The organism is Arenimonas sp., assembly GCF_019459675.1.
GTDB lineage: Bacteria > Pseudomonadota > Gammaproteobacteria > Xanthomonadales > Xanthomonadaceae > Arenimonas.
The window spans coordinates 1-24603 of record NZ_JAIBFH010000011.1; the positions used below are offsets into that span (position 1 = coordinate 1).

Sequence of the window (24603 nt, forward strand, 5' to 3'; positions counted from 1 at the left end):
TCGGCGGCCAGTTCGGCGGCGATTTCCAGCAGGGTCAGGCCGCGGCGCACGTCGCCGTCGGCGGCGCCGGCGATCTCGCGCAGGCGCTCGTCGTCCACGGTGATGCCCTGCCCGCCCAGGCCGCGCGGCTCGTCGGCCAGCGCGCGCTTCAGGGCCTCGACGATGTCGTCGCGCGACACGGCTTCCAGCACGTGCACGCGGCAACGCGACAGCAGCGCGGAATTGAGTTCGAACGACGGGTTTTCAGTGGTGGCGCCCACGAACAGGATGCTGCCGCGCTCGATGTGCGGCAGGAAGGCGTCCTGCTGGGTCTTGTTGAAGCGGTGCACCTCGTCCACGAACAGGACGGTGCGGCGGCCTTCGTTGAAGCGCTGCTCGGCCGCCGCAAGCACTTCGCGCACCTGCGGCAGGCCCGAGAGCACGGCGGAGATGGCGACGAACTCGGCCTCGGCGTAGCGGGCCAACAGCAGCGCCAGCGTGGTCTTGCCGCAGCCGGGCGGGCCCCAGAGGATCATCGAATGCACGCGGCCCGATTCCACCGCGCGGCGCAGCGCCGAGCCCGGCGCCACCAGCCGGCGCTGGCCCACCATCTCGTCGATCGCCGCCGGCCGCATGCGCTCCGCCAGCGGCTTCAGCCCCTCGGGCGCCTGGAACAGCGAATCGCCGGCACTCAACTTCTTGGCCACACCCTCATCCTCAACCGAAAAACCCGGAACGGGGCTTAGTCCTGCAGGGGAATGACCTGGGCGCCGGGCGCCACGTCACCCACCACGTCCACGCCCTCGGGCGGCTGGAAGGTGAAACTGCCGGGGGCGAACGCCGGATTGCGCTTCCACGCCGAGAAGCCCATCACCGTGCGCTGGCCCAGGCCGTCGAACATTTCCATGCGCACCAGGCCGGCGGCGCCAAACCCCAGGCGGGCGCGGTCGAAGGGCGCCTCCTCGGGCTTGCGCGGGGTCAGGTCCAGCCACTCGAGCCCCTGGCCACTGCCGCCCTCCTTGGAAACGAACTGGCGCTCCATCTCGGCCGGGTCAATCAGGATGGCCAAGGGGCTGTTCTGCTCTTCCAGGCTTTGCTGGCGAACGGTCACCTGCTCCATGTCCGGGTCGTAGATCCAGATATGGTCGCCGTCGGCCACCAGCAGCTGCGGGAAGGGCTTGAGGTATTCCCAGCGGAACTGTCGCGGCGCCTGCAGCTGGACGGTGCCACTGGAGCTTTCCTTCAGCGTGCCGTCGGAGGCAAACACCCGCTGGGAGAAATTGGCCGACAGCCCCTGGATGTCCTGGCTGAAGGCGTCCAGCTGCGCACGGGCACCCGCGTGGGCGCCCGCCGAGGCCAGGGTAAGCAAAAGCAAAGCAAGGATTCGCATGGTCGTCGGGCCGGGTAAGCGTTGGGCGAAGTCTGGCGGGCCCCGGCTGAACGGAGCCCAAGAGCAGGAACGGGGTCAGGTTCAATTTCTCCGCAACCCGCCTTGGCGAAAAGAAGTGAACCTGACCCCGTTCTTCAGCGCGGGGGTGGGGGGGCTATGACCTGGCGGTCGCCGTTGTGTTCGGGGCCGGTGACGATGCCGGCGGCTTCCATGGCTTCGATCAGGCGGGCGGCGCGGTTGTAGCCGATCTTCAGCCCGCGCTGGACGCCGGAGATGGAGGCGCGGCGGGTTTCGGTGACCACGCGCACGGCTTCGTCGTACAGCGGGTCGGACTCGTCGCCCGAGCTGCCCGATTCGGGCAGGCCGCCGGGGCCCACCACCACGCCGTCGCCCATGGTCTGCACTTCTTCCAGCACGCCCTCGACATAGTCGGGGCCGCCGCCGCTGGCGCGCAGGTGCGCCACCACGCGGTGCACCTCGTCGTCGCTGACGAAGGCGCCGTGCACGCGCTCGGGCATGGCGGTGCCGGGCGGCAGGTACAGCATGTCGCCGTTGCCCAGCAGGGTTTCAGCGCCCGACTGATCAAGAATCGTGCGCGAATCGATCTTGCTCGACACCTGGAACGCGATGCGCGTGGGGATATTGGCCTTGATCAGGCCGGTGATCACGTCCACCGACGGCCGCTGCGTGGCCAGGATCAGATGGATGCCGGCGGCGCGGGCCTTCTGCGCCAGGCGGGCAATGAGCTCTTCCACCTTCTTGCCGACGATCATCATCATGTCGGCGAATTCGTCGATGAACACGACGATGTAGGGCAGTTCCTCCAGCGTGCGCGGCACCTCGCCCAGGTCGGGGTTCGGTCGGAACAGCGGGTCCACCAGCGGCTGGCCGGCGTCGCGCGCGTCCTTCACCTTGCGGTTGAAGCCGGCCAGGTTGCGCACGCCCACCGCGCTCATCAGCTTGTAGCGGCGCTCCATTTCGGCCACGCACCAGCGCAGGCCGTTGGCGGCCTCCTTCATGTCGGTGACCACTGGCGCCAGCAGGTGGGGGATGTTCTGGTACACCGACAGTTCCAGCATTTTCGGGTCGATCATCAGCATGCGCACTTCCTTGGCGGTGGCCTTGTACAGCAGGCTCAACACCATGGCGTTCACGCCCACCGACTTGCCCGAACCCGTGGTGCCGGCCACCAGCAGGTGCGGCATGCGCGCCAGGTCCACCACCACCGGCCGGCCGGCGATGTCCTTGCCCAGCGCCATCGCCAGCGGCGAGGCCAGCTTGTCGTATTCCTTCGAGCGCAGGATCTCGCTGAGGTAGATCGTTTCGCGGTGCGAGTTGGGGATTTCCAGGCCCACCACCGACTTGCCCGGGATCACGTCCACCACGCGCACCGACTTCACCGACAGCCCGCGGGCGATGTCCTTGTCCAGCGAACTGATCTGGCTGCCCTTCACGCCGGGCGCCGGCTGCATCTCGAAGCGGGTGATCACCGGGCCCGGGTAGGCACCCACCACTTCCACTTCAACGCGGAAGTCCTTGAGCTTGAACTCGATCTGGCGCGACAGGGTTTCCAGGGTTTCCTCGGAATAGCCCTTGGGCTGTTCCTTCGGGTCGTCGAGCAGCGACAGCGGCGGCAGGCCTTCGCCGCCCCCGGCGTTGAACAGCGGGATCTGCTGCTCGCGCTGGGCGCGCTCGGACTTCTCGATCACGTTCTTGGCCGGCGGCTCGATGTACACCGGCTCGCGCTTGGCGCGCTTGGCGGTGTCGACCTTGCGCACTTCCTCGCGCTCCTCGCGCAGCACGCGGCCACGCTGCCACTCGGCCGCCTGCTTGGCGCCCTGCCCGAAACGGCCGAACAGGGCCAGCACCCGGGCGCCGATCCAATCCATCAGCGCGAACCAGCTCAGGCCGGTGGCCAGGGTCACCGACATCAGCACCACCGCCAGCAGGAACAGGTTGCCGCCCATGCCGCCAAACACGGTGCGCATGGACTTGCCCACCATCTGCCCCAGCATGCCGCCCGACTGCTCGGGCAGGCTGGGCGCCGCGCCGCCCAAGGTGTGGAACAGGCCGCAGGCCGACACCAGGAACCCCACGATGCCGATCAGCCGGAGCGCGGGGCCGAAGTCCACCCGCCCGTCGCCGTCCGAATCCAGCCCGAACAGCGCGATCCAGGCGATGCCGCCCAGCACCACGGGGATGGTGTAGGCCACGTAACCGAACAGCCAGAACGCCAGGTCGGCCAGGTGCGCACCCACCAGGCCACCGAAGTTGTGCAGCGGCCCAGCGACGCTGCCCGTGCGGGAAAAGCCCGGGTCGTCGGTGTGGTAACTGAGCAGGCTCGCCAGCAGATAAAGCAGCAGCGGCGAAATGGCGACCAGCGCCAACTCCCGCCAGAGTTTCTGGCGGCGATCGAGGCCGGCGGCGGAGCTTCTGTCTTGGGATCGCGCCACTGAGAGGAAAGACCTCAGGAATACGTTGTAGGAGGTTGTTTATACAGCAGTTGAAGCAGGACTGTCCCGGGCCGTGCATCACCCGGCAGGACACAGCAGGTCCCCGGGCCGCCTTGAATTGACCCGCCCCGACCGCCAAGCTAGGCCATCACCGCGAACGTCCCCGGATCCCGCTTCCGGCGCCGTCGCGCTGCCCCTTTCCACTGTGAAGAATCATACATGACAGCCCCCAAGCACTGCCGCCTGCTCATCCTCGGTTCCGGTCCGGCCGGCTATTCCGCCGCGGTGTACGCCGCCCGCGCCAATCTCAAGCCGGTGCTGGTGACGGGCCTGCAGCAGGGCGGCCAGCTGATGACCACCACCGAAGTGGACAACTGGCCGGGCGACGCCCACGGGCTGATGGGCCCGGACCTGATGGCGCGCATGCAGGCCCACGCCGAGCGCTTCGAGACCGAGATCATCTTCGACCACATCCACACCGTGGAGCTGGGCAGCCGCCCGTTCCGCCTGGTGGGCGACAGCGGCGAGTACACCGCCGACGGCCTGATCATCGCCACCGGCGCCAGCGCCAAGTACCTGGGCATCGAGTCCGAAACCCGCTTCATGGGCAAGGGCGTGTCCGCCTGCGCCACCTGCGACGGTTTCTTCTTCCGCGACCAGGACGTGGCGGTGATCGGCGGCGGCAACACCGCGGTCGAAGAGGCGCTGTACCTGAGCAACATCGCCCGCAAGGTCTACCTGGTGCATCGCCGCGACAAGCTGCGCTCGGAGAAAATCCTCCAGGACAAGCTGTTCGCCAAGGCCGCCGCCGGCAAGGTCGAGATCATCTGGGACCACTCGGTGGACGAAGTGCTGGGCGACGAGACCGGCGTCACCGGCATGCGCATCCGCTCGACCAAGGACGAATCGTCCACCCGCGAGATTTCGCTGCAGGGCTTCTTCGTGGCCATCGGCCACACGCCCAACACCTCGCTGTTCGAGGGCCAGCTGGAAATGCGCAACGGCTACCTCACCATCAAGTCGGGCCTGGACGGCAACGCCACGGCCACCTCGGTGCCGGGCGTCTATGCCGCCGGCGACGTGGCCGACCAGGTTTATCGCCAGGCCATCACCTCGGCGGGCTTCGGCTGCATGGCGGCGCTGGACGCCGAGAAGTTCCTCGACAAGGAACACTGAGCCCCGCCGCCCCGAAACGACACCGTGGGGCGCAGGCCCGATGCCTTCGCTGCGAGGGGGCGGGCCCGTGCCCCCGGCACCCGTTGCGGACGAAGGCATCACGCGGGCATCGCGTAAGCTGGCCGCATGCCTGAATTGCGACTGCACGCCTCGTTGGACGAACTGCCTGCGCCCGCCTGGGACGCACTGCACGACCGCCGCAACCCCTTCGTGGAACACGCCTTCCTGGCCGGCATGGAGCGCGAGGGCTGCCTGCGCCCACGCTGGGGCTGGACCCCGCGCCACGCCTCGCTGTGGCGCGACGATGAACTGGTGGCCGCGGCGCCGGCCTACCTCAAGACCAATTCGCACGGCGAGTTCGTGTTCGACCACGCCTGGGCCAACGCCTACCAGCGCTTTGGCCGCGAGTACTTCCCCAAGTGGCTGGTGGCCGTGCCCTACTCGCCCGTCACCGGGCCGCGGCTGCTGGCGCGCGCCCCGGCCGACCGGGCCCTGCTGCTGGGGGCCATGCAGGCACAGGCCGGGCGCGAGGGCCTGTCTTCGCTGCACGTGAACTTCCATCGCGACGACGAGGCCGCCGCTTTCGGCGAAGGCTGGCTGGCCCGCGAGGACGCGCAGTTCCACTGGCGCAACCGCGGCTGGGCCACGTTCGACGATTTCCTGGCTGCCCTGCAGCCCAAGAAGCGCAAGAACCTGCGCCAGGAGCGCGACAAGGTCAGCCGCGCCGGATTCCGCTTCCGCACCGTGCACGGCGACGAGGCCAGCGACGACGACCTGGCGGCGATGCACTTCTTCTACTGCCGCACTTTCGGCGAGTACGGCAACCACCCGGCGCTGACGCTGGAATTTTTCCGGCACCTGGCCAAGGCCATGCCGCGCCAGCTGGTGGTCTTCCTGGCCGAACGCGACGGCGAGGCGGTGGCCGGCGCGCTGTGCCTGCGCGGCGGCGACACGCTTTACGGCCGCTACTGGGGTAGCAGCGAAATCGAACCCACGCCCGGCCTGCACTTCGAAACCTGCTACTACCAGGGCATCGACTACTGTCTGCGCGAAGGCCTGCAGGTGTTCGAGCCCGGCGCCCAGGGCGAGCACAAGATCGCCCGCGGCTTCCTGCCGGTGATTACGCACAGCCACCACTGGCTGTCGGACCCGGCGTTCGCCGCGGCCGTTGGCGACTGGTGCACCCAGAAACGCGCCGCCACGGCAGGCTACCGCCAGTCCGTGCTGGCCCACAGCCCCTACCGCGATGACCATCCGCCTGCCCCTGCTGCCGGCTGATCCGGCCGCCGACTTCCCGCCTGCCGGCCGCGCCCTGCGCGACCCCAACGGCCTGCTGGCGATGGGCGGCGACCTGTCGCCCACGCGCCTGATCAACGCCTACCGCCACGGCATCTTCCCCTGGTACTCGGCCGGCGAGCCCATCCTGTGGTGGTGCCCGGACCCGCGCATGGTGTTCGACACCGACGCCTTTGCCCTGCCCTCGCGCTTCCGGCGCCGCCTGCGCAGCAGCCTCTGGCAGGTGCGCGCCGACAGCGCCTTTGAACAGGTCATAGCCGCTTGCGCCACCAGCCCGCGCCCCGGCCAGGACGGCACCTGGATCACCGCGGAAATGCGCGCGGCCTACGTGCAGCTGCATCGGCACGGCCACGCGCACAGCGTGGAGGTGTTCGAGGGCGACCGCCTGGTGGGCGGCATCTACGGCGTGGCCGTGGGCCGGATGTTCTTCGGCGAAAGCATGTTCAGCGCGCAATCGGGCGGCTCGAAGGTGGCGCTGGCGGGACTGGCGCGCATCCTGTCCACCTGGGGCTGGCCGCTGATTGACGCCCAGGTGGAGAACCCACACCTTGCGTCGCTGGGCGCACGCCGCCTGCCCCGGCCAGCCTTCCTTGCCGAAGTGGCCCGCTGGGCGGAAAAGCCTGACGAGCCGGGCTCGTGGGCGTCCCGCGTGGCGCCGTTCCCCGCCGCGTGCCTGGCCGACCCCGGACCGGCTTAACCAAATTTTTGCACGCGGGGCACGGGCATGGCAGAATGCGCGGCTTGCAAGCCCGGCTTTCCCGGGCAGCGAAACCAAGAATGTCCAAAGACGATTCCATAGAATTCGAAGGCACGGTGCTCGAGACCCTTCCGAACACCATGTTCCGGGTCAAGCTCGAGAACGGCCATGTCATCACCGCCCACATCTCCGGCCGCATGCGCAAGAACTACATTCGCATCCTCACCGGCGACAAGGTCAAGGTCGAGATGACTCCCTACGACCTCACCAAGGGCCGCATCACCTACCGCATGAAGTAATGCGCGGTGCCGGCAACCACAACGGCGGCCCTGGGCCGCCGTTTTGTTTTGCCTGGCGTTTGGCCCCCGGAGGGCCGCCCGTGCATTGATTTCCGTTGGCGGGGCACTACACTGGGCCGGACATGCGTACCGGATCTGTCTGTCCCAGACGGGTCGTGCACGGTGAGCCAGCCCATGATCCTGACGCTTCCCGATCTGGTCACGCCCGATGAGCTTGCGCTGATCAAGCGGCTGGTCGCCAACGTGGAATTCACCGAAGGCAAGGCCACGGCCGGCGAGCTGCTGCACAAGGCCAAGAACAACCAGCAGATCCCCTGCAACCATCCGGTCATGACCGAGGTCACCGGGCTGGTGATGAAGGCACTGGGCCGCTGCGACGCCTTCATGAGTGCGGCCCAGCCCAGGCGGCTGGCTTCCATGCTGGTCAGCCGCTATCGCCCGGGCATGGCCTATGGCATGCACGTGGACGCCCCGATCATGGGCGAGCCCAATCACGTTCGCAGCGACGTCTCGTTCACCCTGTTCCTGAACGAGCCCGACACCTACCAGGGCGGCGAACTCGCGTTCGAGGCCGGCGGCGGTGAAACCGCCTTCAAGTTGCCCGCCCGATCGGCGATCTGCTATTCCACCGGGCAGCTGCACCGCGTTCGCCCGGTCGAGCAGGGCGAACGCCTGGCGGTGGTGGGCTGGGTGCAGAGCCTGGTGCGCGAGCCCGCCGTCCGCGAGCTGCTGCATGACCTGTCCGAGGCACGTGAACAGCTGGTCGGACAAGAAAGCGCAAGCCGCGCCCTGGAATTGATCAACAAGTCCTACTTCAACCTGCTGCGCCAGCACGCCGAGCCCTAGGGGCAATCCCCGCTACACAGCCCGCCAAAAACAATGCCCGCCGTTACGGCGGGCATTGCGGGGTTGCGCGGTGCAGTGCGGTCAGACCGTGGCGGGCAGCAGCTTTTCGGGCTCGGACTGGGCGTCCACCACCAGCTCACCGTCGCGTACGTCCACCGTGGCCTTGCCGCCGTCCACCAGTGACCCAAACAGCAGCTCGTCGGCGAGCGGACGCTTGATCTTGTCCTGCAGCAGGCGCGACATCGGGCGCGCACCCATCTGCGGGTCGAAACCGTGTTCGGCCAGCCACTGCCTGGCCGCCGGCGTAGCCGACAGGCTGACGTGCTTCTCGTGCAGCTGTGCTTCGAGCTCGATCAGGAACTTGTCCACCACCCGCAGGATGTGGTCGAAGCCCAGGCCGCCGAACTGGATGATGCCGTCCAGGCGGTTGCGGAACTCCGGCGTGAACGCCTTGCGGATCACTTCCATGGCGTCGGTGGTGTGGTTCTGCTCGACGAAGCCCATCGTGCGGCGGGCCGCCTGCGCGGCACCGGCGTTGGTGGTCATCACCACCACCACGTTGCGGAAGTTCGCCTCGCGGCCGTTGGTGTCGGTCAGCACGCCGCGGTCCATCACCTGCAGCAGGATGTTGAACACGTCCGGATGCGCCTTCTCGATTTCGTCCAGCAGCAGCACGCAGTGCGGCGTCTTGACGATTTTCTCGGTCAGCAGGCCGCCCTGGTCGAAGCCGATGTAGCCCGGGGGCGCGCCAATCAGGCGGCTCACGGAATGGCCTTCCATGTACTCGGACATGTCGAAGCGCACCAGCTCGATGCCCAGCTGCATGGCCAACTGCTTGGTGACTTCGGTCTTGCCCACGCCCGTGGGGCCGGCGAACAGGAAGTTGCCGATCGGCTTGTCGGGGCTGGCCAGGCCGGAGCGGGCCAGCTTGATCGCCGACACCAGGGTTTCGATGGCCGGGTCCTGGCCGAAAATGACCATCTTGAGGTTGCGCTCGAGGTTCTTGAGCACGTCCTTGTCCGACGCACTGACCTGCTTGGTCGGAATGCGGGCCATCTTGGCCACGATCAGCTCGATTTCCTCGACGTCCACCACCTGCTTGCGCTTGTCCGGGTCCATCAGGCGCTGGCGTGCGCCGGCCTCGTCGATCACGTCGATGGCCTTGTCGGGCAGCAGGCGGTCGTTGATGTGCTTCACCGACAGGTCCACCGCCGCCTGGATGGCGTCGCCGGAATACTCCACGTCGTGGTGCGCCTCGAAGCGGCTCTTGAGGCCGTTGAGGATGGCCACGGTTTCGGCGATGGTGGGTTCCACCACGTCGATCTTCTGGAACCGGCGCGCCAGCGCACGGTCCTTCTCGAACACGCCGCGGTATTCCTGGAACGTGGTCGAACCGATGCAGCGCAGCTCGCCGTTCTGCAGCACCGGCTTGATCAGGTTGGACGCGTCCATGGTGCCGCCCGAGGCCGAGCCCGCACCGATGATGGTGTGGATCTCGTCCACGAACAGAATGGCGCCGGGCTCCTTCTTGATCTGGTTGATCACGGCCTTGAGCCGCTTCTCGAAGTCGCCGCGGTACTTGGTGCCCGCCACCAGCGCGCCCAGGTCCAGGGAATAGATGATGGCGTCCTTGAGCACGGCCGGAACCTTGCCCTCGACGATGCGCCACGCCAGGCCTTCGGCCAGCGCGGTCTTGCCGACGCCGGCTTCACCGACGAACAGAGGGTTGTTCTTGCGCCGGCGGCACAGCACCTGGATGGTGCGCTCGACTTCGTCTTCCCGGCCGATCAGCGGATCGATCTTGCCTTCGCGCGCCAGCTCGTTGAGGTTGCTGGCGAACTCCTGCAGCGGGTTGGCCTTGGAATCGCCGCCCTCCTCGCCTTCGGGCTTGTTCTCGGGCGCCGGCTTCTCGTCTGCGGCGTCGCCGATCTTGGCGATGCCGTGCGACAGGTAGTTCACCACGTCAAGGCGGGTGATTTCCTGCTGGTTGAGGAAATACACCGCGTGCGAATCCTTCTCGCCGAAGATGGCCACGAGCACGTTCGCGCCGGTGACTTCCTTCTTGCCCGAGGACTGCACATGGTAGACGGCGCGCTGCAGCACGCGCTGGAAGCCCAGCGTGGGCTGGGTGTCGCGCGGGTCGTCGGCGGGGAGCACCGGGACCGTGTCGGCGATGATCTGCCGCAGGCCGGTGGCCAGCTTGGGCTGGTCGGCACCGCAGGCCTTGAGCACGCCGGCCGCGGAGGGGTTGTCCAACAGCGCCAGAAGCAGGTGCTCGACCGTCATGAATTCATGGCGGGCTTCGCGGGCCTGCTTGTAGCACTGGCCGATGGTGTACTCGAGATCCTTGCTGAACATTGGGCGTCTCCGGAACGTTTGCTCCGATATGGGGCCAGCCTAGGTCTTTTCCATGGTGCACAACAGGGGGTGCTGGTGTTCCCGGGAAAAGTCGTTCACTTGCGTCACCTTCGATTCAGCCACTTCGCGTGTGTAGACGCCGCAAACGCCCTTGCCGCGGGTGTGCACGTGCAGCATCACCTGGGTGGCCTTTTCACGGTTCAGGGCGAAGAACACCTGCAGCACCTCCACCACGAAGTCCATCGGGGTGAAGTCGTCGTTGAGCAGCACCACTTGGTAAAGCGGCGGGCGCACGACTTCGGGCTTGGCGGCCTCGACCGCTACGCCGTGCTCGTGTTCTTGTTCGGGGTGGGGGTCTTGGGCCATGTCGGGAGTATAAATCGGGGCGCGGTGCCCGGAACGCAAGCATGGACGCCCCCGCGTGTTTGTGGGGACAATGCCGCATGGCCCGCGCGGCCCCCGTCCCGGACCCTCCGATGCCCTGCAAAGCCCCCGCCCTGCCCCTCGCGCCCCCTGGTCACGCCGCCTTGACGGCGCGGTGCACGCGTTGAGTTACCGCAGCGGACGTTTCTGGCAGCCCGATGTCACCGTCGCCACGGTGGTGGTGCGCGACGGCCGCCTGCTGGTGGTCGAGGAGCGCGTCCGCGGTGCCCACGTGCTCAACCAGCCCGCCGGCCACCTGGAGCCCGACGAAAGCCTGTTCAACGCCGCACTGCGCGAAACGCTGGAGGAAACGGGCTGGGACGTGGAGCTCACCGCCTTCATTGGCGCCTACCAGTGGAAATCGCCCACGGACGGCCGCCACTTCCTGCGCATGGCGTTCGCCGCCGAGCCCCTGCTGCACCACCCCGAGCGCGCGCTGGACGAAGGCATCATCCAGGCGCTTTGGCTGACGCCGGCTGAGCTGCAGGCCGAATCCGCCCGGCACCGCAGCCCGCTGGTCTGGCGCGCGGTGGAAGACTTCCTGGCCGGCCGCCGATTCCCGCTGCAGGCGCTCACCCACTTCGCATGAGCGCGGCCCGCATCATCGTCGGCATGTCCGGCGGCGTGGATTCCTCGGTGGCCGCCCTGCTGCTGCAGCGCCAGGGCGAATCGATCGCCGGGCTGTTCATGCAGAACTGGGACGACGACGCCGAGCCGGGTGACCCGGACGCGGGCACCACTGGCGGCTGCCGGGCCGAAGAAGACCGCCGCGACGCGCTGGGCATCTGCGGCCGGCTGGGTATCCCCTTCCACGCGCGCAACTTCGCCAGGGAATATTGGGCCGGGGTGTTCGAACACTTCCTGGCCGAATATCGCGCCGGCCGCACGCCCAACCCCGACGTGCTGTGCAATCGCGAAATCAAGTTCAAGACCTTCCTGGACGAAGCCCATGCGCTGGGGGCCGAAGGCATCGCCACCGGCCACTACGCCCAGGTGGCCAGGCACGAAGGCCAGTGGCGCCTGCTGCGCGGCGCCGACGCCGGCAAGGACCAGAGCTATTTCCTGCACCAGCTGGGCCAGCAGCAGCTGGCGGCAACGCTTTTCCCCATCGGCCATCTGCCCAAGTCTCAGGTGCGCCGGGTGGCGCAGGAAGCGGGCCTGCCCACCGCGGCCAAGAAAGACTCCACCGGTATCTGCTTCATCGGCGAGCGCGATTTCCGTGACTTCCTGGGCCAGTACCTGCCGGCGCGGCCGGGCGACATCCGCAGCGTGGACGGCGCGGTGGTGGGCCAGCATGCCGGCGCCTGGTATTACACCCTGGGCCAGCGCGAGGGCCTGAACGTGGGCGGCGTGCGTGGCCGCCCGGCGGCACCGTGGTACGTGGTGGGCAAGGACGTACACGCGAACGTGCTGGTCGTGGACCAGGGCGCCGACAGCCCCTGGCTGCTGTCGAACTGCCTGCACACCGAACAGGCGCACTGGATCGCGGGCTCACCGCCGGCCGACGTGTTCACCTGCACCGCCAAGACCCGCTACCGCCAGCACGACCAGGACTGCGAAGTGCGGGTGGACGCCGACGGTCGCCTTTCCGTAGCCTTCGCCGTCGCCCAGCGTGCGGTCACGCCCGGGCAGTCGCTGGTCCTGTACCGTGGCGACGAATGCCTGGGTGGCGCCGTTATCGCCACCACCGATGCCCCCCTCGAATGGAAGACCCGACAAGAATGAAGGATCGCGCCCTAGCCCTAGCCGGACTGCTGCAGGCCGTGCAGTTGGTGCAGCAGATGGCCCAGACCGGGCAGTCGGAAGCCAAGCCGCTGGCGGCCTGCATCGACAGCCTGTTCCGCTTCGACGCCGAAACGCCCGAAGCGGTGTTCGACGGCGCCGCCAAGCTTGAGCCGGGCCTGCACCGCCTGGTCGGGCAACTGCAGGGCGGCGCCGGCCGCGACGCCGCGCTGACGCGCATGGCCATGACGGTGCTGCACCTCGAGCGTCGTTTCATCGGCCAGCACGCCGCCGTGGAAGCCGTGCGCTCGGGCCTGGAGGAAATCAGCCGGCAGCAGGCGCACTGGGGCCCGACCCACCCGACGGTGCTGGCAAGGCTGGGCGATTTGTACGCCAAGGAACTCAGCCCGATCGGGCCGCGCGTGCTGGTGCAGGGCAACCCGGTGTACCTGGGCCAACCCGACCTGGTGGGCGAAGTGCGCGCGACACTGCTGTCGGCCATCCGCGCGGCGGTGCTCTGGCGTCAGTTGGGCGGCAGTTACTGGGACTTCGCTTTCAGTCGCGGCGCAATGCTGGCCGCAGCGCGCGAGTGGCTCGAGTCAATCCGCTGACCGGGCGGGACGGGGCTGTTTCGGGCATAATAGGCAGCTGACGCGGCAGCCCTGCGCGCCACTCCCAACCCGTTGTTTACCCGTCATTTTCCAGCCCGGAGCCTGTCCATGAGCGACTCCTTCGCCACGCGCGACCAATTGGTCGTCAACGGCACGTCCTACACCATCTTCAGCCTCAGCAAGCTTGGCCAGGCCTTCAACCTGGCCCGCCTGCCCTACTCGATGAAGATCCTGCTCGAAAACCTCCTGCGCTGCGAAGACGGCGGCATGACGGTCGGCAAGGAACACATCGAGGCGGTGGCCAACTGGAACCCGAAGTCCGAGCCCGACACCGAGATCGCCTTCATGCCGGCGCGCGTGGTGCTGCAGGACTTCACCGGCGTGCCCTGCGTGGTGGACCTGGCGGCGATGCGCGACGCGGTGGTGAAGCTGGGCGGCAACGCCGACCAGATCAACCCGCTGATCCCATCCGAGCTGGTCATTGACCATTCGGTGCAGGTGGACGTGTTCGGCAAGCCCGAAGCGCTCGACCTCAACGGCAAGATCGAGTTCGAACGCAACATCGAGCGCTACAGCTTCCTGCGCTGGGGCCAGAAGGCCTTCGACAACTTCAAGGTGGTGCCGCCCAACACCGGCATCGTCCACCAGGTGAACCTGGAACACCTCGCCCGCGTGGTGATGGAACGCACCATCGACGGCGTCACCTACGCCTTCCCGGACACCGTGTTCGGCACCGACTCGCACACCACCATGATCAATGGCCTTGGTGTGCTGGGCTGGGGCGTGGGCGGCATCGAAGCCGAGGCCGCGATGCTGGGCCAGCCCAGCTCGATGCTGATCCCGCAGGTGGTGGGCTTCAAGCTCACCGGCAAGCTGCCCGAGGGCGCCACGGCCACCGACCTGGTGCTCACCGTCACCCAGATGCTGCGTTCGCACGGCGTGGTGGGCAAGTTCGTCGAGTTCTTCGGCGAGGGCCTCGACCACCTGCCGCTGGCCGACCGCGCCACCATCGCCAACATGGCCCCGGAATACGGCGCCACCTGCGGCATCTTCCCGGTGGACGAAGAGTCGCTTACGTACCTGCGCCTGTCGGGCCGCGAAGAATCGCAGATCGCGCTGGTGAAGGCCTACGCCCAGGCCCAGGGCCTGTGGCGCACGCCGGGCCAGCCCGACGCCGAGTACAGCGCCGTGCTGGGCCTGGACATGGCCACGGTGCTGCCGTCACTGGCCGGCCCCAAGCGCCCGCAGGACCGCGTGCTGCTCAGCGACATGCAGAAGAATTTCCACGCCAGCGTCGGCGGCATGACCGCCAACCGCAAGCCGCAGAACGGCGAAGTGGCGAAGATGGACGCCGAAGGCGGTGCCCAGGACCAGGCCCAGCACCTTGCCGCCAAGCCCCGCTCGGCCATCCGCATCAACGACCAGGACGCCCACCTCACCGATGGCTCGGTGGTCATTGCCGCCATCACCTCGTGCACCAACACGTCCAACCCGGCGGTGATGCTGGGTGCCGGCCTGCTGGCCCGCAACGCCGTGGCCAAGGGCCTGAAGGCCGCGCCGTGGGTGAAGACGTCGCTCGGGCCGGGCTCGCTGGTGGTCACCGACTACCTCAAGAAGGCCGGCGTGCTGGACGACCTGGAGAAGCTCGGCTTCTACGTGGTGGGCTACGGCTGCACCACCTGCATCGGCAACTCCGGCCCGCTGCCTGACGCCGTGTCCAAGGGCATCGCCCAGAACGACCTGGCGGTCGCCTCGGTGCTGTCGGGCAACCGCAACTTCGAAGGCCGCGTGCACGCCGAAGTGAAGATGAACTACCTGGCGTCGCCGCCGCTGGTGGTGGCCTATGCCATCGCCGGCACCGTGGACATCGACCTGACCACCGAGCCGCTGGGCACGGGCAGCGACGGCCAGCCGGTGTTCCTCAAGGACGTGTGGCCCACCAACAAGGAAATCGGCGACTTCATCGCCCGCACCGTCGGCCCGGAGATGTTCAAGCACAACTACGCCAACGTCTTCGCCGGCGACACCCGCTGGAACCAGATCGCTTCCCCGGACGGCGCCAAGTTCGCCTGGGACGACGCCTCCACGTACATCAAGAACCCGCCCTACTTCGACGGCATGCGCATGGAGGTCGGCACCATCGCCGACATCGCCGGCGCGCGCATCATGGGCCTGTTCGGCGACTCGATCACCACCGACCACATCAGCCCGGCCGGCAACATCAAGGCCAGCTCGCCGGCCGGCAAGTTCCTGCAGGCGCGCGGCGTGGCCCCGACCGACTTCAACTGCTACGGCTCGCGCCGCGGCAACGACGACGTGATGGTGCGCGGCACCTTCGCCAACATCCGCATCAAGAACCTGATGCTGGGCGGCGAAGAAGGCGGCAACACCATCCACTACCCGTCGGGCGACAAGCTGGCGATCTACGACGCGGCCATGAAGTACAAGGCCGAGGGCGTGCCGCTGGTGGTGTTCGCGGGCAAGGAATACGGCACCGGTTCGTCGCGCGACTGGGCGGCCAAGGGCACCAACCTGCTGGGCGTGAAGGCGGTGGTGGCTGAAAGCTTCGAGCGCATCCACCGCTCGAACCTGGTCGGCATGGGCGTGCTGCCCTGCCAGTTCATGGAAGGCCAGAATGCCCAGACCCTGGGTCTGAACGGCGACGAGGTGGTTTCCATCTCGGGCCTGCAGGACGGCGCCGGCAAGCACGCCACCGTGGTGGCCAAGCGCCCGGACGGCACCGAACTGCTGTTCCAGGTGCAGGTGCTGCTGCTCACGCCCAAGGAAGTGGTGTACTTCCGCCACGGCGGCATCCTGCACTACGTGCTGCGCCAGCTGGCGTCGCGCAACGCCGCCTGACGCGGCACCCGCGCTCCCCGCGGCAACGCGGGTAGCTGCCTGGCAGGGCCCCCGGGGCTAGAGCACCGGCTCCCAGCTCGCCGAGACCAACATCCACTCACCGCCCTCCAGGCGCCAGCCGGTGTTCACCCGGTGCAGCTGGCCGCGCTCGGGCAGCCAGCCCGCGCCGCCCGAGGTGCCGGCGGTGAAGCCGACCGTTGCCCCGTCCCCGACCAGCTTCACGTCCAGAGGCCCCAGCTGCACGCCCACCTGCTGGTCACGCAGCCAGACCAGGGCCAGGGTGCGTCGGAACTGGTCCCGGTCCATGCCGTCGGGTCCTATGAACTCCTCGGACACCGCTTCGGCCATCGCGCCGGCATCGCGGGCCTCCGCCGCCGCCTGCATGCGGTCGATGGTGGCGCGCAGCGCTGCCTCCGGCGGCTCGTTGCGGCAGCCGGCCGACATCAGCAAAACGAGCCAGAGCAAGCCTGTGAAAGCGGCGCGAAGCGACGCGCGGCCCGCCTTGCCTGTCCCCGGGCGGTATGGTCCAATCGAGTGAATACTCCAATCCGCCGCAGGTTCCTGCGAAGCGGGTTGCGGGACACGCGAATGCAACATCAGGGGGAATTGCATGGGCTCTGAACGTCCTTGGCTGGCCAGCTATCCGAAGGGTATCCCGGCGGAGGTCGATCTGGAGAAATATGCTTCGATCATCTCCGTCCTTGACGAGGCCTGTCGCGACTTCCGCGACCGCCCGGCATTCGCCAACTTCGGCAAACAGATCAGCTACGCCGACGTCGACCGCCTCAGCAGCCAGTTCGCCAACTACCTGCTGCACGAGCTCAAGCTCAAGAAGGGCGACCGCGTCGCCCTGATGATGCCCAACGTGCTGCAGTATCCGATCGCCATCTTCGGCGTGCTGCGCGCCGGGCTTACGGTGGTCAACACCAACCCGATGTACACCGCGCGCGAGCTCAAGCACCAGCTCACCGATTCCGGCGCCAGCGCCATCGTGGTGCTGGAGAATTTCGCCAGCGTGGTGGCCGATGTCATCGCCGAAACCTCGGTCAAACAGGTCATCGTCACCGGCGTTGGCGACATGCTGGGCTTCCCCAAGGGCGCGCTGATCAACTTCGTGCTGCGCCACGTCAAGAAACAGGTGCCGGAATATTCCCTTCCCGGCGCCATCAGCTTCAAGGGCGCGCTTGAGCTGGGCGCTGGCAAAACGCTGCCGTCGATCGACATCCGCGGCCACGACATCGCGTTCCTGCAGTACACCGGCGGCACCACCGGCGTGGCCAAGGGCGCCATGCTGACCCACCGCAACCTGGTGGCGAACATGCAGCAGTCGTCGGTGTGGATCGGCACCAACGCGCAGCCCGGCAAGGAAGTGATCATCACCGCGCTGCCGCTCTATCATATCTTCGCGCTGACGGCGAACTGCCTGGTGTTCATGAAGTTCGGTGGCCTCAACCACCTCATCACCAACCCGCGCGACATGCCCGGCTTCGTGGCCGAACTCAAGAAGATCCCGTTCACGGCCATCACCGGCGTCAACACCCTGTTCAACGGCCTGCTCAACACGCCGGGTTTCGACCAGATCAATTTCTCCAATCTCCACCTCACCCTGGGCGGCGGCATGGCCGTGCAGCGCGCGGTGGCCGAGCGCTGGAAAAAAGCCACCGGCATCACGCTGATCGAAGCCTACGGCCTTACCGAGACGTCGCCGGCGGCCTGCATGAACCCCATGAACCTGGCCGAATACAACGGCGCCATCGGCCTGCCGATTTCGTCCACGGACGCCTGCATCAAGGACGATGCCGGCAACCATTTGCCGGCAGGTGAAGTAGGCGAGCTGTGCATCAAGGGCCCGCAGGTGATGGCCGGCTATTGGCAGCGTCCCGAGGAAACCGCCAAGGTGATCGACGCCGAGGGCTGGCTGCACACCGGCGACATGGCGAAGATGGACGAGCACGGCTTCTTCTTCATCGTCGACCGCAAAAAGGACATGATCCTGGTGTCGGGCTTCAACGTGTACCCCAACGAGGTCGAGGACATCGTGGCGCTGATGCCCCAGGTGCTCGAGGTGGCAGCGGTGGGCGTGCCCGACGACAAGTCGGGCGAAGCCGTGAAAGTGGTCATCGTGAAGAAGGATCCCTCGCTTACGGCCGAGCAGGTGAAGGCCTTCTGCAAGGAACAGCTCACGGGCTACAAGCTGCCCAAGTTCGTCGAGTTCCGCACCGAACTGCCCAAGTCCAACGTGGGCAAGATCCTGAGGCGCGAACTGCGCGATTCCCCCGCCAAGGTCTGAGGCAGGGGGCAAGGGGGGCCGGCGAACTGTGACGCGGGTCACAGAGCCTCTTACAACAAACAGCGCCCTGTTTACAACCGGGGTGGGGGTGGGGCTAGTATCAGGCCGTTGGCGACGCCGACAAGACCTGAAGACAGCGCCGCCCTCGTTCGACCAGACCCGGGCGGCTCCACCCCGAGCCCCCGAGGACACCGTCATGAGCCCTGTTGTTGAACTGATCAGCCGCCCGTTCGCCTACCGCACCCTGCGCACGCAGGAAGACCAAGCCACCCGCACCAGCTGGATGTACATGCACGCCCAGCGTGCCCATGACGCCAGCCCCGGGCGCCCGTGCTTCACGCTGGACCTGATGAAGGACATGCGCGACTACCTGGCCGGCGTGGGCATGCGCAGCCAGCAGACGGCCATCGACGGCCGCGAGCCGGGCCTGGACCATCTGGTGGTTACGTCCGACGCCAGCAGCTTCAACCTCGGCGGCGACCTGGACCTGTTCGCCCGGCTGATCCGCGAACGCGACCGCGCCTCGCTGCTGGCCTATGCCCGCATGTGCGTGGAGGGCGTGTACCACCTGCACACCCAGCTCGGCGGCCGCGTCAACACCATCGCCCTGGTTCAGGGTGACGCGCTGGGCGGCGGCCTTGAGCTGGCGCTTTCCTGCCAGACCATCGTCGCCGAAGCCGGCGTGGGCATGGGCTTCCCCGAGGTGCTGTTCGACCTGTTCCCGGGCATGGGCGCCTATTCGTTCCTTTGCCGCCGGGTAAGCCCGGCGCTGGCCGAGCGGCTGATGCTGGACGGCAACGTCTACTCCAGCGAACAGATGCTCGCCATGGGCATCGTGGACGTCGTGGTGCCCAAGGGCCAGGGCGTGCAGGCCGTCCAGGACCTGCTGCGCAGCCAGCGCCGGGCCCCGCATGCCCGCCTGGCCATGCAGCAGGTGCGCGAGTACGCCAACCCGGTGCCGCTGGAAGAGCTGATGCGCATTACCGAAATCTGGGTGGACACCGCCATGCAGTTGGGCGACAAGTCCCTTCGCACCATGGAGCGCCTGGTCCGCGCCCAGGAACGCCGTTCGTCCGAAGCGGGCAACGCCACCCAGCTTGCCGCCGCCCTCTGACGCGTTCCGGCCTGGGGCTCAGCCCGAGACGTCGTCCGTACGCTGTCCGCCCGAACGGGCGGGCAGCCGGGCCAGGGCTTCGCGAGCCAGCTCGAACTGCGCCCGCAATCCGCGCTCACGCGCCCGCCAGTCCTTGGCCAACTGCCCGTTGGGCAGCTGCATCACCTCGTAACCCATGGTCGCAACGCGGGACATGCCCAGGTTGCCCGCCACGCCCTTCAGGGCATGGCACTGGTCCCGGAAGCCGTCCCAATCGCCGGCCTGGCCACACTGTTCCAGCGCCGCCAGGCAGCGCAGCGAATCGTGCACGCACTGGCGCACGAAGCTGGCCACGAAGTCCTTGCCCAGGTTCAACTCAACCAGCTCGGCCAGCACCGAGTCGTCCAGCACCACCGTGTCCGCCGCACCGGGCTCGCGCTCGCCCGGCAACGCGGTCGCTTCGGCGCCGCCCAACGCCACTTCCGCCAGCGCCTCCAGAAGGCGCCCGGCAACGATGGGCTTGGGCAGGAACACGCGCGCACCGGCCTGTTCGCAGGCCTGCATGGCTTCGGGCGTAACGTCGGCGGTCAGCACCATGAAGGGCGTGCGGCGCGCGGCACCGGCCTCCATCACCCGCACCTCGCGCATGACATCCAGGCCGCTCACGCCGGGCATGTGCAGGTCGATCAGCACTGCGTCGAAGTCGCGTTCGGTCAGCAGCGCCAGCACTTCGTCGCCCGTTTCCACTTCCTCCACGTGGTGGCCGGCCTTTTCCAGCAGTCGGCGCAGCACCATGCGGTTGGCCGGGTGGTCGTCGGCGATCAGCGTGTGCAGCGGCTTGACGCGCGCACGGTGGCGCACGAACGGGTCGTCGAAGGCGATGACGTTGGCCGGGACGGGCGCCGGCGCGACGCCGCGGCCTTCGGCCAGCCGGTAGGGCAATTCGACCCAGAAGTGCGAGCCCACGCCCTCCTCGCTTTCGAAGCCCAGGCGCCCGCCCATGCTTTCGGCCAGGCCCTTGGCGATGGTGGTGCCCAGCCCGGTACCGCCATGGCGACGCGTCTTGGCGCTGTCCACCTGTTCGAAAGCTTCGAACAGCCGCCGCTGCGCCGCCAGCGGGATGCCGATGCCGGTGTCGCGCACCGAGAAGCGCAGCACGATGGTTTCCGGCGCCGGGGCGCCGGCGCGGGCTTCGGCCAGTTCGCGCGCACGCGGCGGCGCCAGGCCGACTTCCAGCACCACCCGGCCCAAGTCGGTGAACTTGATGGCGTTGTTGAGCAGGTTCACCAGGATCTGGCGCAGGTGGTCGACGTCGCCGTGCAGGTCATCGGGCACCCGTTCGGACACCACCACCGAGAATCCCAGCCCCTTGTTGGTGGCCAGCGGCTGCAGCATCACCTGCACGCTGCGGGTCATCTCGCGCAGGCGGAAGTCTTCGACGTTGAGCTTGAGCTTGCCGGCTTCGATGGCCGAAATGTCCAGCACGTCTTCCACCAGGGCCAGCAGCGCCTTGGCCGAGGTCTGGATGACCTCGGTGCACTCGCGCTGTTCCTTGTTCAGCCGGGTGGTGGTGAGCAGGTCCGACATGCCGACGATGCCGTTGAGCGGCGTGCGGAACTCGTGGCTCATGTTGGCCAGGAACCGGCTCTTGGCTTCGTTGGCGCGCTTGGCCTCCTCGGTGGCGCGGGTGAGCGCACGCAGCAGCGACGTCAGGTAGGCGGGAATGGCGGTGAGGCCGACCAGCAGGCCCCAGCCCAGCATCTGGTTCAGCATCCAGTAGTCGGTGGTGAGGATGACGGCCAGGAAACTGGCGCTGGCCATCAGGATGGCCGCCACCAGGTAGCCCTCGCCGAAACGCAGGCCGTTGCCGATGGTCACCCACATCAGGATCACGTACACCGGCGCCAGCGACTCGCCCAGCACGTGCATGGCCGCGCCCATCATTGCGTAGTCGGCCAACATGCCGATGATGCGGCGCGCGTGCGAAACGCCGGGCCGCAGCGCGATGCCGATGATCAGGCCAATGCCCACCACAGCCTCGATGGCGAAAAACAGGAACACCAGCTGCAGCGGCTCGTTGCGGACCGTTGCTCCCGAGGTGACGCCCAGCAGGTACACCAGGATCACCGTAACCACGGCCACCCGGGTGAAAGCCTGGCCGTGCTCGCTGTCCGGACGGTTCCGGAAGCGATCGGAAAGCCGCTGGATCATCGTGCTCACCGCGCGGGTGAAACGTCCGGGCGCGTCATCGCGGCGCGAGCGCCGGGGCGTGGAAATCGAAGATTTCCTGGATGCGATCGCGACGCGCCATCAGCGCGTCGATCACCGCCGGGTCGAACTGCAGCCCGGACTGGGACTTGAGGTAGTCCAGCGCCTGCACCATCGGCCAGGCGTCCTTGTAAGGACGCACGGTGGTCAGCGCCTCCAGCACGTCGGTAACCGCGACGATGCGGGCCGCCAGCGGGATGGCTTCGCCGGCCAGGCCGCCGGGGTAGCCGCTGCCGTCCCAGCGCTCGTGATGGTGCAGCGCGATGGTGGCGCCCACCTGGACGAACTTGCTGCTGGAGTCGCTGAGGATGTCGTAGCCCAGGCGCGGGTACTTCTTTATCTGTTCGAACTCGGCGGCATCGAGCTTGCCCGGCTTGAGCAGGATGGCGTCGGACACGCCCATCTTGCCGATGCCGCGCAGCGGCGCGGCCAGCTCGATCATGCGCACTTCGTCCTCGGGCAGTCCCAGGGCTTCGGCCAGCAGGCCCGAGTAGCGCGAAACGCGCTCGACATGGGCCACGCTGCCGCCGTCCCGGTACTGGGTGGCCTTGGCCAGGCGGTGCAGGATTTCGCGCTCGCGCTCGTCAAGCTCGTGCATGCGGGCCAGCAGCTGGCGCTCGAGTTCGTGGGCGCGCGACTTGAGGTTCTGCTGCTGCTGGCGCAGCGCCAACAGGTTGCGGCAGCGCGAACGCAGTTCGCGCGGACGCACGGGCTTGACCAGGAAATCGATGACGCCGGCTTCGAGCGCGGCGTTCCGGATCGGCTCGTCGCCGACCACGGTGATCAGGATGATGGGCACGTCCCGGTGCGAAAGCGGACGGCGGAAACGACGGGCGAACTCCAGGCCGTCGAGCTTGGGCATGCGGTAGTCGAGCAGCAGCAGGTCGGGCGAGCTGCGCTGGGACCACAGCAGCGCCTCCACCGGGTCGCCGAAATCGGTGACCTTCACTTCCGGGCTGATGTCCTCCAGCAGGTGGCGGAACATCGTCCGCTGCGAAGGCTGGTCATCAACAATCAGTACGTTCAACACAAGCTCCCGGGTGCAAACACCGTGATTGCCGCGGTCTGCGGCTCGCCGCCAGCTTACTCCCGCGATTTCAACCCCGGCAAGCACTTGCCAACCAAACCTCCCGAACCCCTCCACCCGCAAAGCCCCGCGCCGCACCCTCCTGGTGGGAAGCCCCCCTTGGTAAGGGGGGCGCGGCGACAGCCGCAGGGGATTGGAGGTAGTGAGCCCGGGGCCCGCGGTTTGCGAAGCAAATCGTGGGGGTTCCCGAGCGAATGCTCAGGGACCGCTCTCGGGCCGCATGTAGGGGAACAGCAGCACGTCCCGGATCGAAGCCGAATCGGTGACCAGCATCACCAGCCGGTCGATGCCGATGCCCAGCCCGCCGGTGGGCGCCATGCCGTATTCCAACGCCCGGATGTAGTCGGCGTCGTAGTGCATGGCCTCGTCGTCGCCGCCGTCCTTGGCCTCCACCTGGGCCAGGAAGCGCGCCTTCTGGTCCTCGGGGTCATTGAGCTCCGAGAAGCCGTTGGCCAGCTCGCGGCCGCCCACGAACAGCTCGAAGCGGTCGGTGATCTCCGGGTCGCGGTCGCTGGCGCGGGCCAGCGGGCTGACTTCCACCGGGTGGTCGGTGATGAAAGTGGGCTGGATGAGGGTGTGTTCGACGGTTTTCTCGAAGATTTCCAGCAGCAGCTTGCCCCAGCCGTAGCCGGCCTTGAACTTGACGCCCAGCCGTTCGCAGTGCTGGCGCATCACGGCCAGGTCGCGCAGTTGGTCGCGCTGGATTCCCGGGTTGTGCTCAAGCACCGCGTCGGTCATGGACCAGCGGCGGAACGGCGGCCCCAGGTCGATCGCCATGCCTTCCCACTGCAGGTGGGTGGTGTCGCGCGCGCGCAGGGTGACTTCGCGGATGAGCTCTTCGGTAAGGTCCATCACCTCGTGGTAGGTGGCGTAGGCTTCGTAAAGCTCGAGCATGGTGAACTCGGGGTTGTGCCGGGTGGACACGCCCTCGTTGCGGAAGTTGCGGTTGATCTCGTACACGCGCTCCAGGCCGCCAACCACCAGGCGCTTGAGGTACAGCTCGGGCGCCACGCGCAGGTAGAGGTCCAGGCCCAGCGCATTGTGGTGGGTGGCGAAGGGCTTGGCCGTGGCGCCGCCGGGGATGTAATGCATCATCGGCGTTTCCACTTCCAGGAAGCGGCGGGCGTCGAGCCAGGCGCGCATGGCCGAGACGATGCGCGAGCGCTGCACGAACACGTCGCGCGCCTCCGGGTTCACGATCAGGTCGACGTAGCGCATGCGGTAGCGCTGCTCCACGTCGGCCAGGCCGTGCCATTTGTCGGGCAGCGGCCGCAGCGACTTGGTCATCAGACGCAGCGCCGTGGCCTTCACTGAAAGCTCGCCCGTGCGGGTGCGGGTGAGCCCGCCCTCCACCGCCACGATGTCGCCCACGTCCCAGCCCTTGAAGGCGTCGTAGCTTTCGCCCAGGTCGCTGCCCTGCAGGTAGAGCTGCACGCGGCCGCTCATGTCCTGGATCTGGGCGAAGCTGGCCTTGCCCATCACCCTCTTGGCCATCAACCGGCCGGCCATGGTCACCCGGCGGTCCAGCGCTTCGAGCTTCTCGGCCGTCCATTCGTCCTTGTCGGCGAACTCGCTCTGCAAGTCCTGCGCGTAGTCGTCGCGCTGGAAGTCGTTGGGGAAAGCGATGCCCTGCCCTCGCAGCGCCGTGAGTTTCGCGCGACGCTCGGCGATCAGGGAATTTTCGTCGGCGGCGGGCGTGGTGGCGGGCGTGGGCTGGGTCATGTCGTTGGTGGGGCCGGGAAGGAATGGAATGTAA

General features: G+C 67.6%; 20 protein-coding genes. 11 read left to right on the forward strand and 9 right to left on the reverse strand.

From position 1 onward, the window contains the following. From K0M70_RS00395 to K0M70_RS00405, 3 genes are all read right to left on the reverse strand, one after another. Positions 1–614: AAA family ATPase (locus tag K0M70_RS00395; protein ID WP_290777846.1), on the reverse strand; the 614-nt coding region annotated here is incomplete at its 3' end. Between the two features lie 107 nt (positions 615–721). After that, positions 722–1369 carry an outer membrane lipoprotein chaperone LolA gene (gene lolA, locus K0M70_RS00400; protein WP_290777787.1) on the reverse strand — a complete coding sequence of 216 codons (648 nt, stop codon included), beginning with the start codon at positions 1367–1369 and terminating at the stop codon, positions 722–724. A 134-nt stretch (positions 1370–1503) separates the two neighbouring features. Continuing rightward, positions 1504–3822: a DNA translocase FtsK gene (locus K0M70_RS00405; RefSeq protein WP_290777789.1), complete on the reverse strand. Its 2319-nt coding sequence runs from the start codon at positions 3820–3822 to the stop codon at positions 1504–1506. 219 nt (positions 3823–4041) lie between these two features. On the opposite strand from K0M70_RS00405, the gene trxB reads away from it, so the two are divergent. The 5 genes from trxB (at position 4042) to K0M70_RS00430 (ending at position 8136) form a co-directional block, all read left to right on the forward strand. Further along, on the forward strand, positions 4042–4998 hold the full coding sequence (gene trxB, locus K0M70_RS00410; RefSeq protein ID WP_290777792.1) for a thioredoxin-disulfide reductase: 957 nt from the start codon (positions 4042–4044) through the stop codon (positions 4996–4998). Positions 4999–5124: 126 nt separating this feature from the next. Next, positions 5125–6276, forward strand: a complete 1152-nt coding sequence (locus K0M70_RS00415; protein ID WP_290777794.1) for a GNAT family N-acetyltransferase — start codon at positions 5125–5127, stop codon at positions 6274–6276. Next, the gene (aat, locus tag K0M70_RS00420; protein ID WP_290777796.1) at positions 6245–6991 is read left to right on the forward strand and encodes a leucyl/phenylalanyl-tRNA--protein transferase; all 747 of its coding nucleotides are present in this window, start codon (positions 6245–6247) and stop codon (positions 6989–6991) included. Before K0M70_RS00415 ends, aat begins: the two co-directional genes overlap by 32 nt. Positions 6992–7071: 80 nt before the next feature. Beyond that, the gene (infA, locus tag K0M70_RS00425; RefSeq protein ID WP_034211033.1) at positions 7072–7290 is read left to right on the forward strand and encodes a translation initiation factor IF-1; all 219 of its coding nucleotides are present in this window, start codon (positions 7072–7074) and stop codon (positions 7288–7290) included. 174 nt (positions 7291–7464) lie between these two features. Then, entirely contained in the window at positions 7465–8136 is a 672-nt protein-coding gene (locus K0M70_RS00430) for a Fe2+-dependent dioxygenase (RefSeq protein WP_290777798.1), read from the forward strand. 81 nt (positions 8137–8217) lie between these two features. On the opposite strand, the gene clpA is transcribed toward K0M70_RS00430, so the two are convergent. Together clpA and clpS are read right to left on the reverse strand one after the other, a co-directional pair. Then, positions 8218–10494, reverse strand: coding sequence for an ATP-dependent Clp protease ATP-binding subunit ClpA (gene clpA, locus K0M70_RS00435; RefSeq protein ID WP_290777801.1), 2277 nt, complete (start codon positions 10492–10494; stop codon positions 8218–8220). A gap of 39 nt (positions 10495–10533) precedes the next feature. After that, on the reverse strand, positions 10534–10860 hold the full coding sequence (gene clpS, locus K0M70_RS00440) for an ATP-dependent Clp protease adapter ClpS (protein WP_290777803.1): 327 nt from the start codon (positions 10858–10860) through the stop codon (positions 10534–10536). 181 nt (positions 10861–11041) lie between these two features. Between clpS and K0M70_RS00445 the strand changes: the two genes are divergently transcribed. The 4 genes from K0M70_RS00445 to acnA all read left to right on the forward strand — a co-directional run bounded on the left by K0M70_RS00445 (position 11042) and on the right by acnA (position 16109). After that, positions 11042–11506 carry an NUDIX hydrolase gene (locus tag K0M70_RS00445; protein ID WP_290777805.1) on the forward strand — a complete coding sequence of 155 codons (465 nt, stop codon included), beginning with the start codon at positions 11042–11044 and terminating at the stop codon, positions 11504–11506. After that, positions 11503–12642: a tRNA 2-thiouridine(34) synthase MnmA gene (gene mnmA, locus K0M70_RS00450; protein WP_290777808.1), complete on the forward strand. Its 1140-nt coding sequence runs from the start codon at positions 11503–11505 to the stop codon at positions 12640–12642. The genes K0M70_RS00445 and mnmA overlap by 4 nt, the downstream gene beginning before the upstream one ends. Continuing rightward, complete coding sequence (gene hflD / locus K0M70_RS00455) at positions 12639–13250, forward strand: high frequency lysogenization protein HflD (protein WP_290777810.1); 612 nt, start codon at positions 12639–12641, stop codon at positions 13248–13250. Before mnmA ends, hflD begins: the two co-directional genes overlap by 4 nt. A gap of 108 nt (positions 13251–13358) precedes the next feature. Continuing rightward, complete coding sequence (acnA, locus tag K0M70_RS00460) at positions 13359–16109, forward strand: aconitate hydratase AcnA (protein ID WP_290777813.1); 2751 nt, start codon at positions 13359–13361, stop codon at positions 16107–16109. Positions 16110–16166: 57 nt separating this feature from the next. Here acnA and K0M70_RS00465 read toward each other — a convergent pair whose 3' ends face one another. Beyond that, positions 16167–16553: a nuclear transport factor 2 family protein gene (locus K0M70_RS00465; protein ID WP_290777815.1), complete on the reverse strand. Its 387-nt coding sequence runs from the start codon at positions 16551–16553 to the stop codon at positions 16167–16169. A 166-nt stretch (positions 16554–16719) separates the two neighbouring features. Here K0M70_RS00465 and K0M70_RS00470 point away from each other — a divergent pair, with 166 nt between their 5' ends. Together K0M70_RS00470 and K0M70_RS00475 are read left to right on the forward strand one after the other, a co-directional pair. Further along, entirely contained in the window at positions 16720–18399 is a 1680-nt protein-coding gene (locus tag K0M70_RS00470) for an AMP-binding protein (protein ID WP_290777818.1), read from the forward strand. Positions 18400–18595: 196 nt separating this feature from the next. Next, the gene (locus K0M70_RS00475) at positions 18596–19513 is read left to right on the forward strand and encodes a crotonase/enoyl-CoA hydratase family protein (protein WP_290777821.1); all 918 of its coding nucleotides are present in this window, start codon (positions 18596–18598) and stop codon (positions 19511–19513) included. Between the two features lie 18 nt (positions 19514–19531). On the opposite strand, the gene K0M70_RS00480 is transcribed toward K0M70_RS00475, so the two are convergent. The 3 genes from K0M70_RS00480 to lysS form a co-directional block, all read right to left on the reverse strand. Beyond that, positions 19532–21703, reverse strand: coding sequence for a response regulator (locus tag K0M70_RS00480; RefSeq protein ID WP_290777822.1), 2172 nt, complete (start codon positions 21701–21703; stop codon positions 19532–19534). 34 nt (positions 21704–21737) lie between these two features. Next, positions 21738–22787, reverse strand: coding sequence for an HD domain-containing phosphohydrolase (locus K0M70_RS00485; protein ID WP_290777825.1), 1050 nt, complete (start codon positions 22785–22787; stop codon positions 21738–21740). A 258-nt stretch (positions 22788–23045) separates the two neighbouring features. Beyond that, complete coding sequence (gene lysS, locus K0M70_RS00490) at positions 23046–24569, reverse strand: lysine--tRNA ligase (RefSeq protein ID WP_290777828.1); 1524 nt, start codon at positions 24567–24569, stop codon at positions 23046–23048. Positions 24570–24603: the final 34 nt, after the last annotated feature.

Bases quoted from the DNA above. Each gene is read 5' to 3' on its own strand.
- lolA (WP_290777787.1), bottom strand. From the start codon at position 1,369: ATGCGAATCCTTGCTTTGCTTTTGCTTACCCTGGCCTCGGCGGGCGCC.
- trxB (WP_290777792.1), top strand. From the start codon at position 4,042: ATGACAGCCCCCAAGCACTGCCGCCTGCTCATCCTCGGTTCCGGTCCG.
- K0M70_RS00415 (WP_290777794.1), top strand. From the start codon at position 5,125: ATGCCTGAATTGCGACTGCACGCCTCGTTGGACGAACTGCCTGCGCCC.
- aat (WP_290777796.1), top strand. From the start codon at position 6,245: ATGACCATCCGCCTGCCCCTGCTGCCGGCTGATCCGGCCGCCGACTTC.
- infA (WP_034211033.1), top strand. From the start codon at position 7,072: ATGTCCAAAGACGATTCCATAGAATTCGAAGGCACGGTGCTCGAGACC.
- K0M70_RS00430 (WP_290777798.1), top strand. From the start codon at position 7,465: ATGATCCTGACGCTTCCCGATCTGGTCACGCCCGATGAGCTTGCGCTG.
- clpA (WP_290777801.1), bottom strand. From the start codon at position 10,494: ATGTTCAGCAAGGATCTCGAGTACACCATCGGCCAGTGCTACAAGCAG.
- clpS (WP_290777803.1), bottom strand. From the start codon at position 10,860: ATGGCCCAAGACCCCCACCCCGAACAAGAACACGAGCACGGCGTAGCG.
- mnmA (WP_290777808.1), top strand. From the start codon at position 11,503: ATGAGCGCGGCCCGCATCATCGTCGGCATGTCCGGCGGCGTGGATTCC.
- hflD (WP_290777810.1), top strand. From the start codon at position 12,639: ATGAAGGATCGCGCCCTAGCCCTAGCCGGACTGCTGCAGGCCGTGCAG.
- acnA (WP_290777813.1), top strand. From the start codon at position 13,359: ATGAGCGACTCCTTCGCCACGCGCGACCAATTGGTCGTCAACGGCACG.
- K0M70_RS00465 (WP_290777815.1), bottom strand. From the start codon at position 16,553: ATGTCGGCCGGCTGCCGCAACGAGCCGCCGGAGGCAGCGCTGCGCGCC.
- K0M70_RS00470 (WP_290777818.1), top strand. From the start codon at position 16,720: ATGGGCTCTGAACGTCCTTGGCTGGCCAGCTATCCGAAGGGTATCCCG.
- K0M70_RS00475 (WP_290777821.1), top strand. From the start codon at position 18,596: ATGAGCCCTGTTGTTGAACTGATCAGCCGCCCGTTCGCCTACCGCACC.
- K0M70_RS00480 (WP_290777822.1), bottom strand. From the start codon at position 21,703: ATGATCCAGCGGCTTTCCGATCGCTTCCGGAACCGTCCGGACAGCGAG.
- lysS (WP_290777828.1), bottom strand. From the start codon at position 24,569: ATGACCCAGCCCACGCCCGCCACCACGCCCGCCGCCGACGAAAATTCC.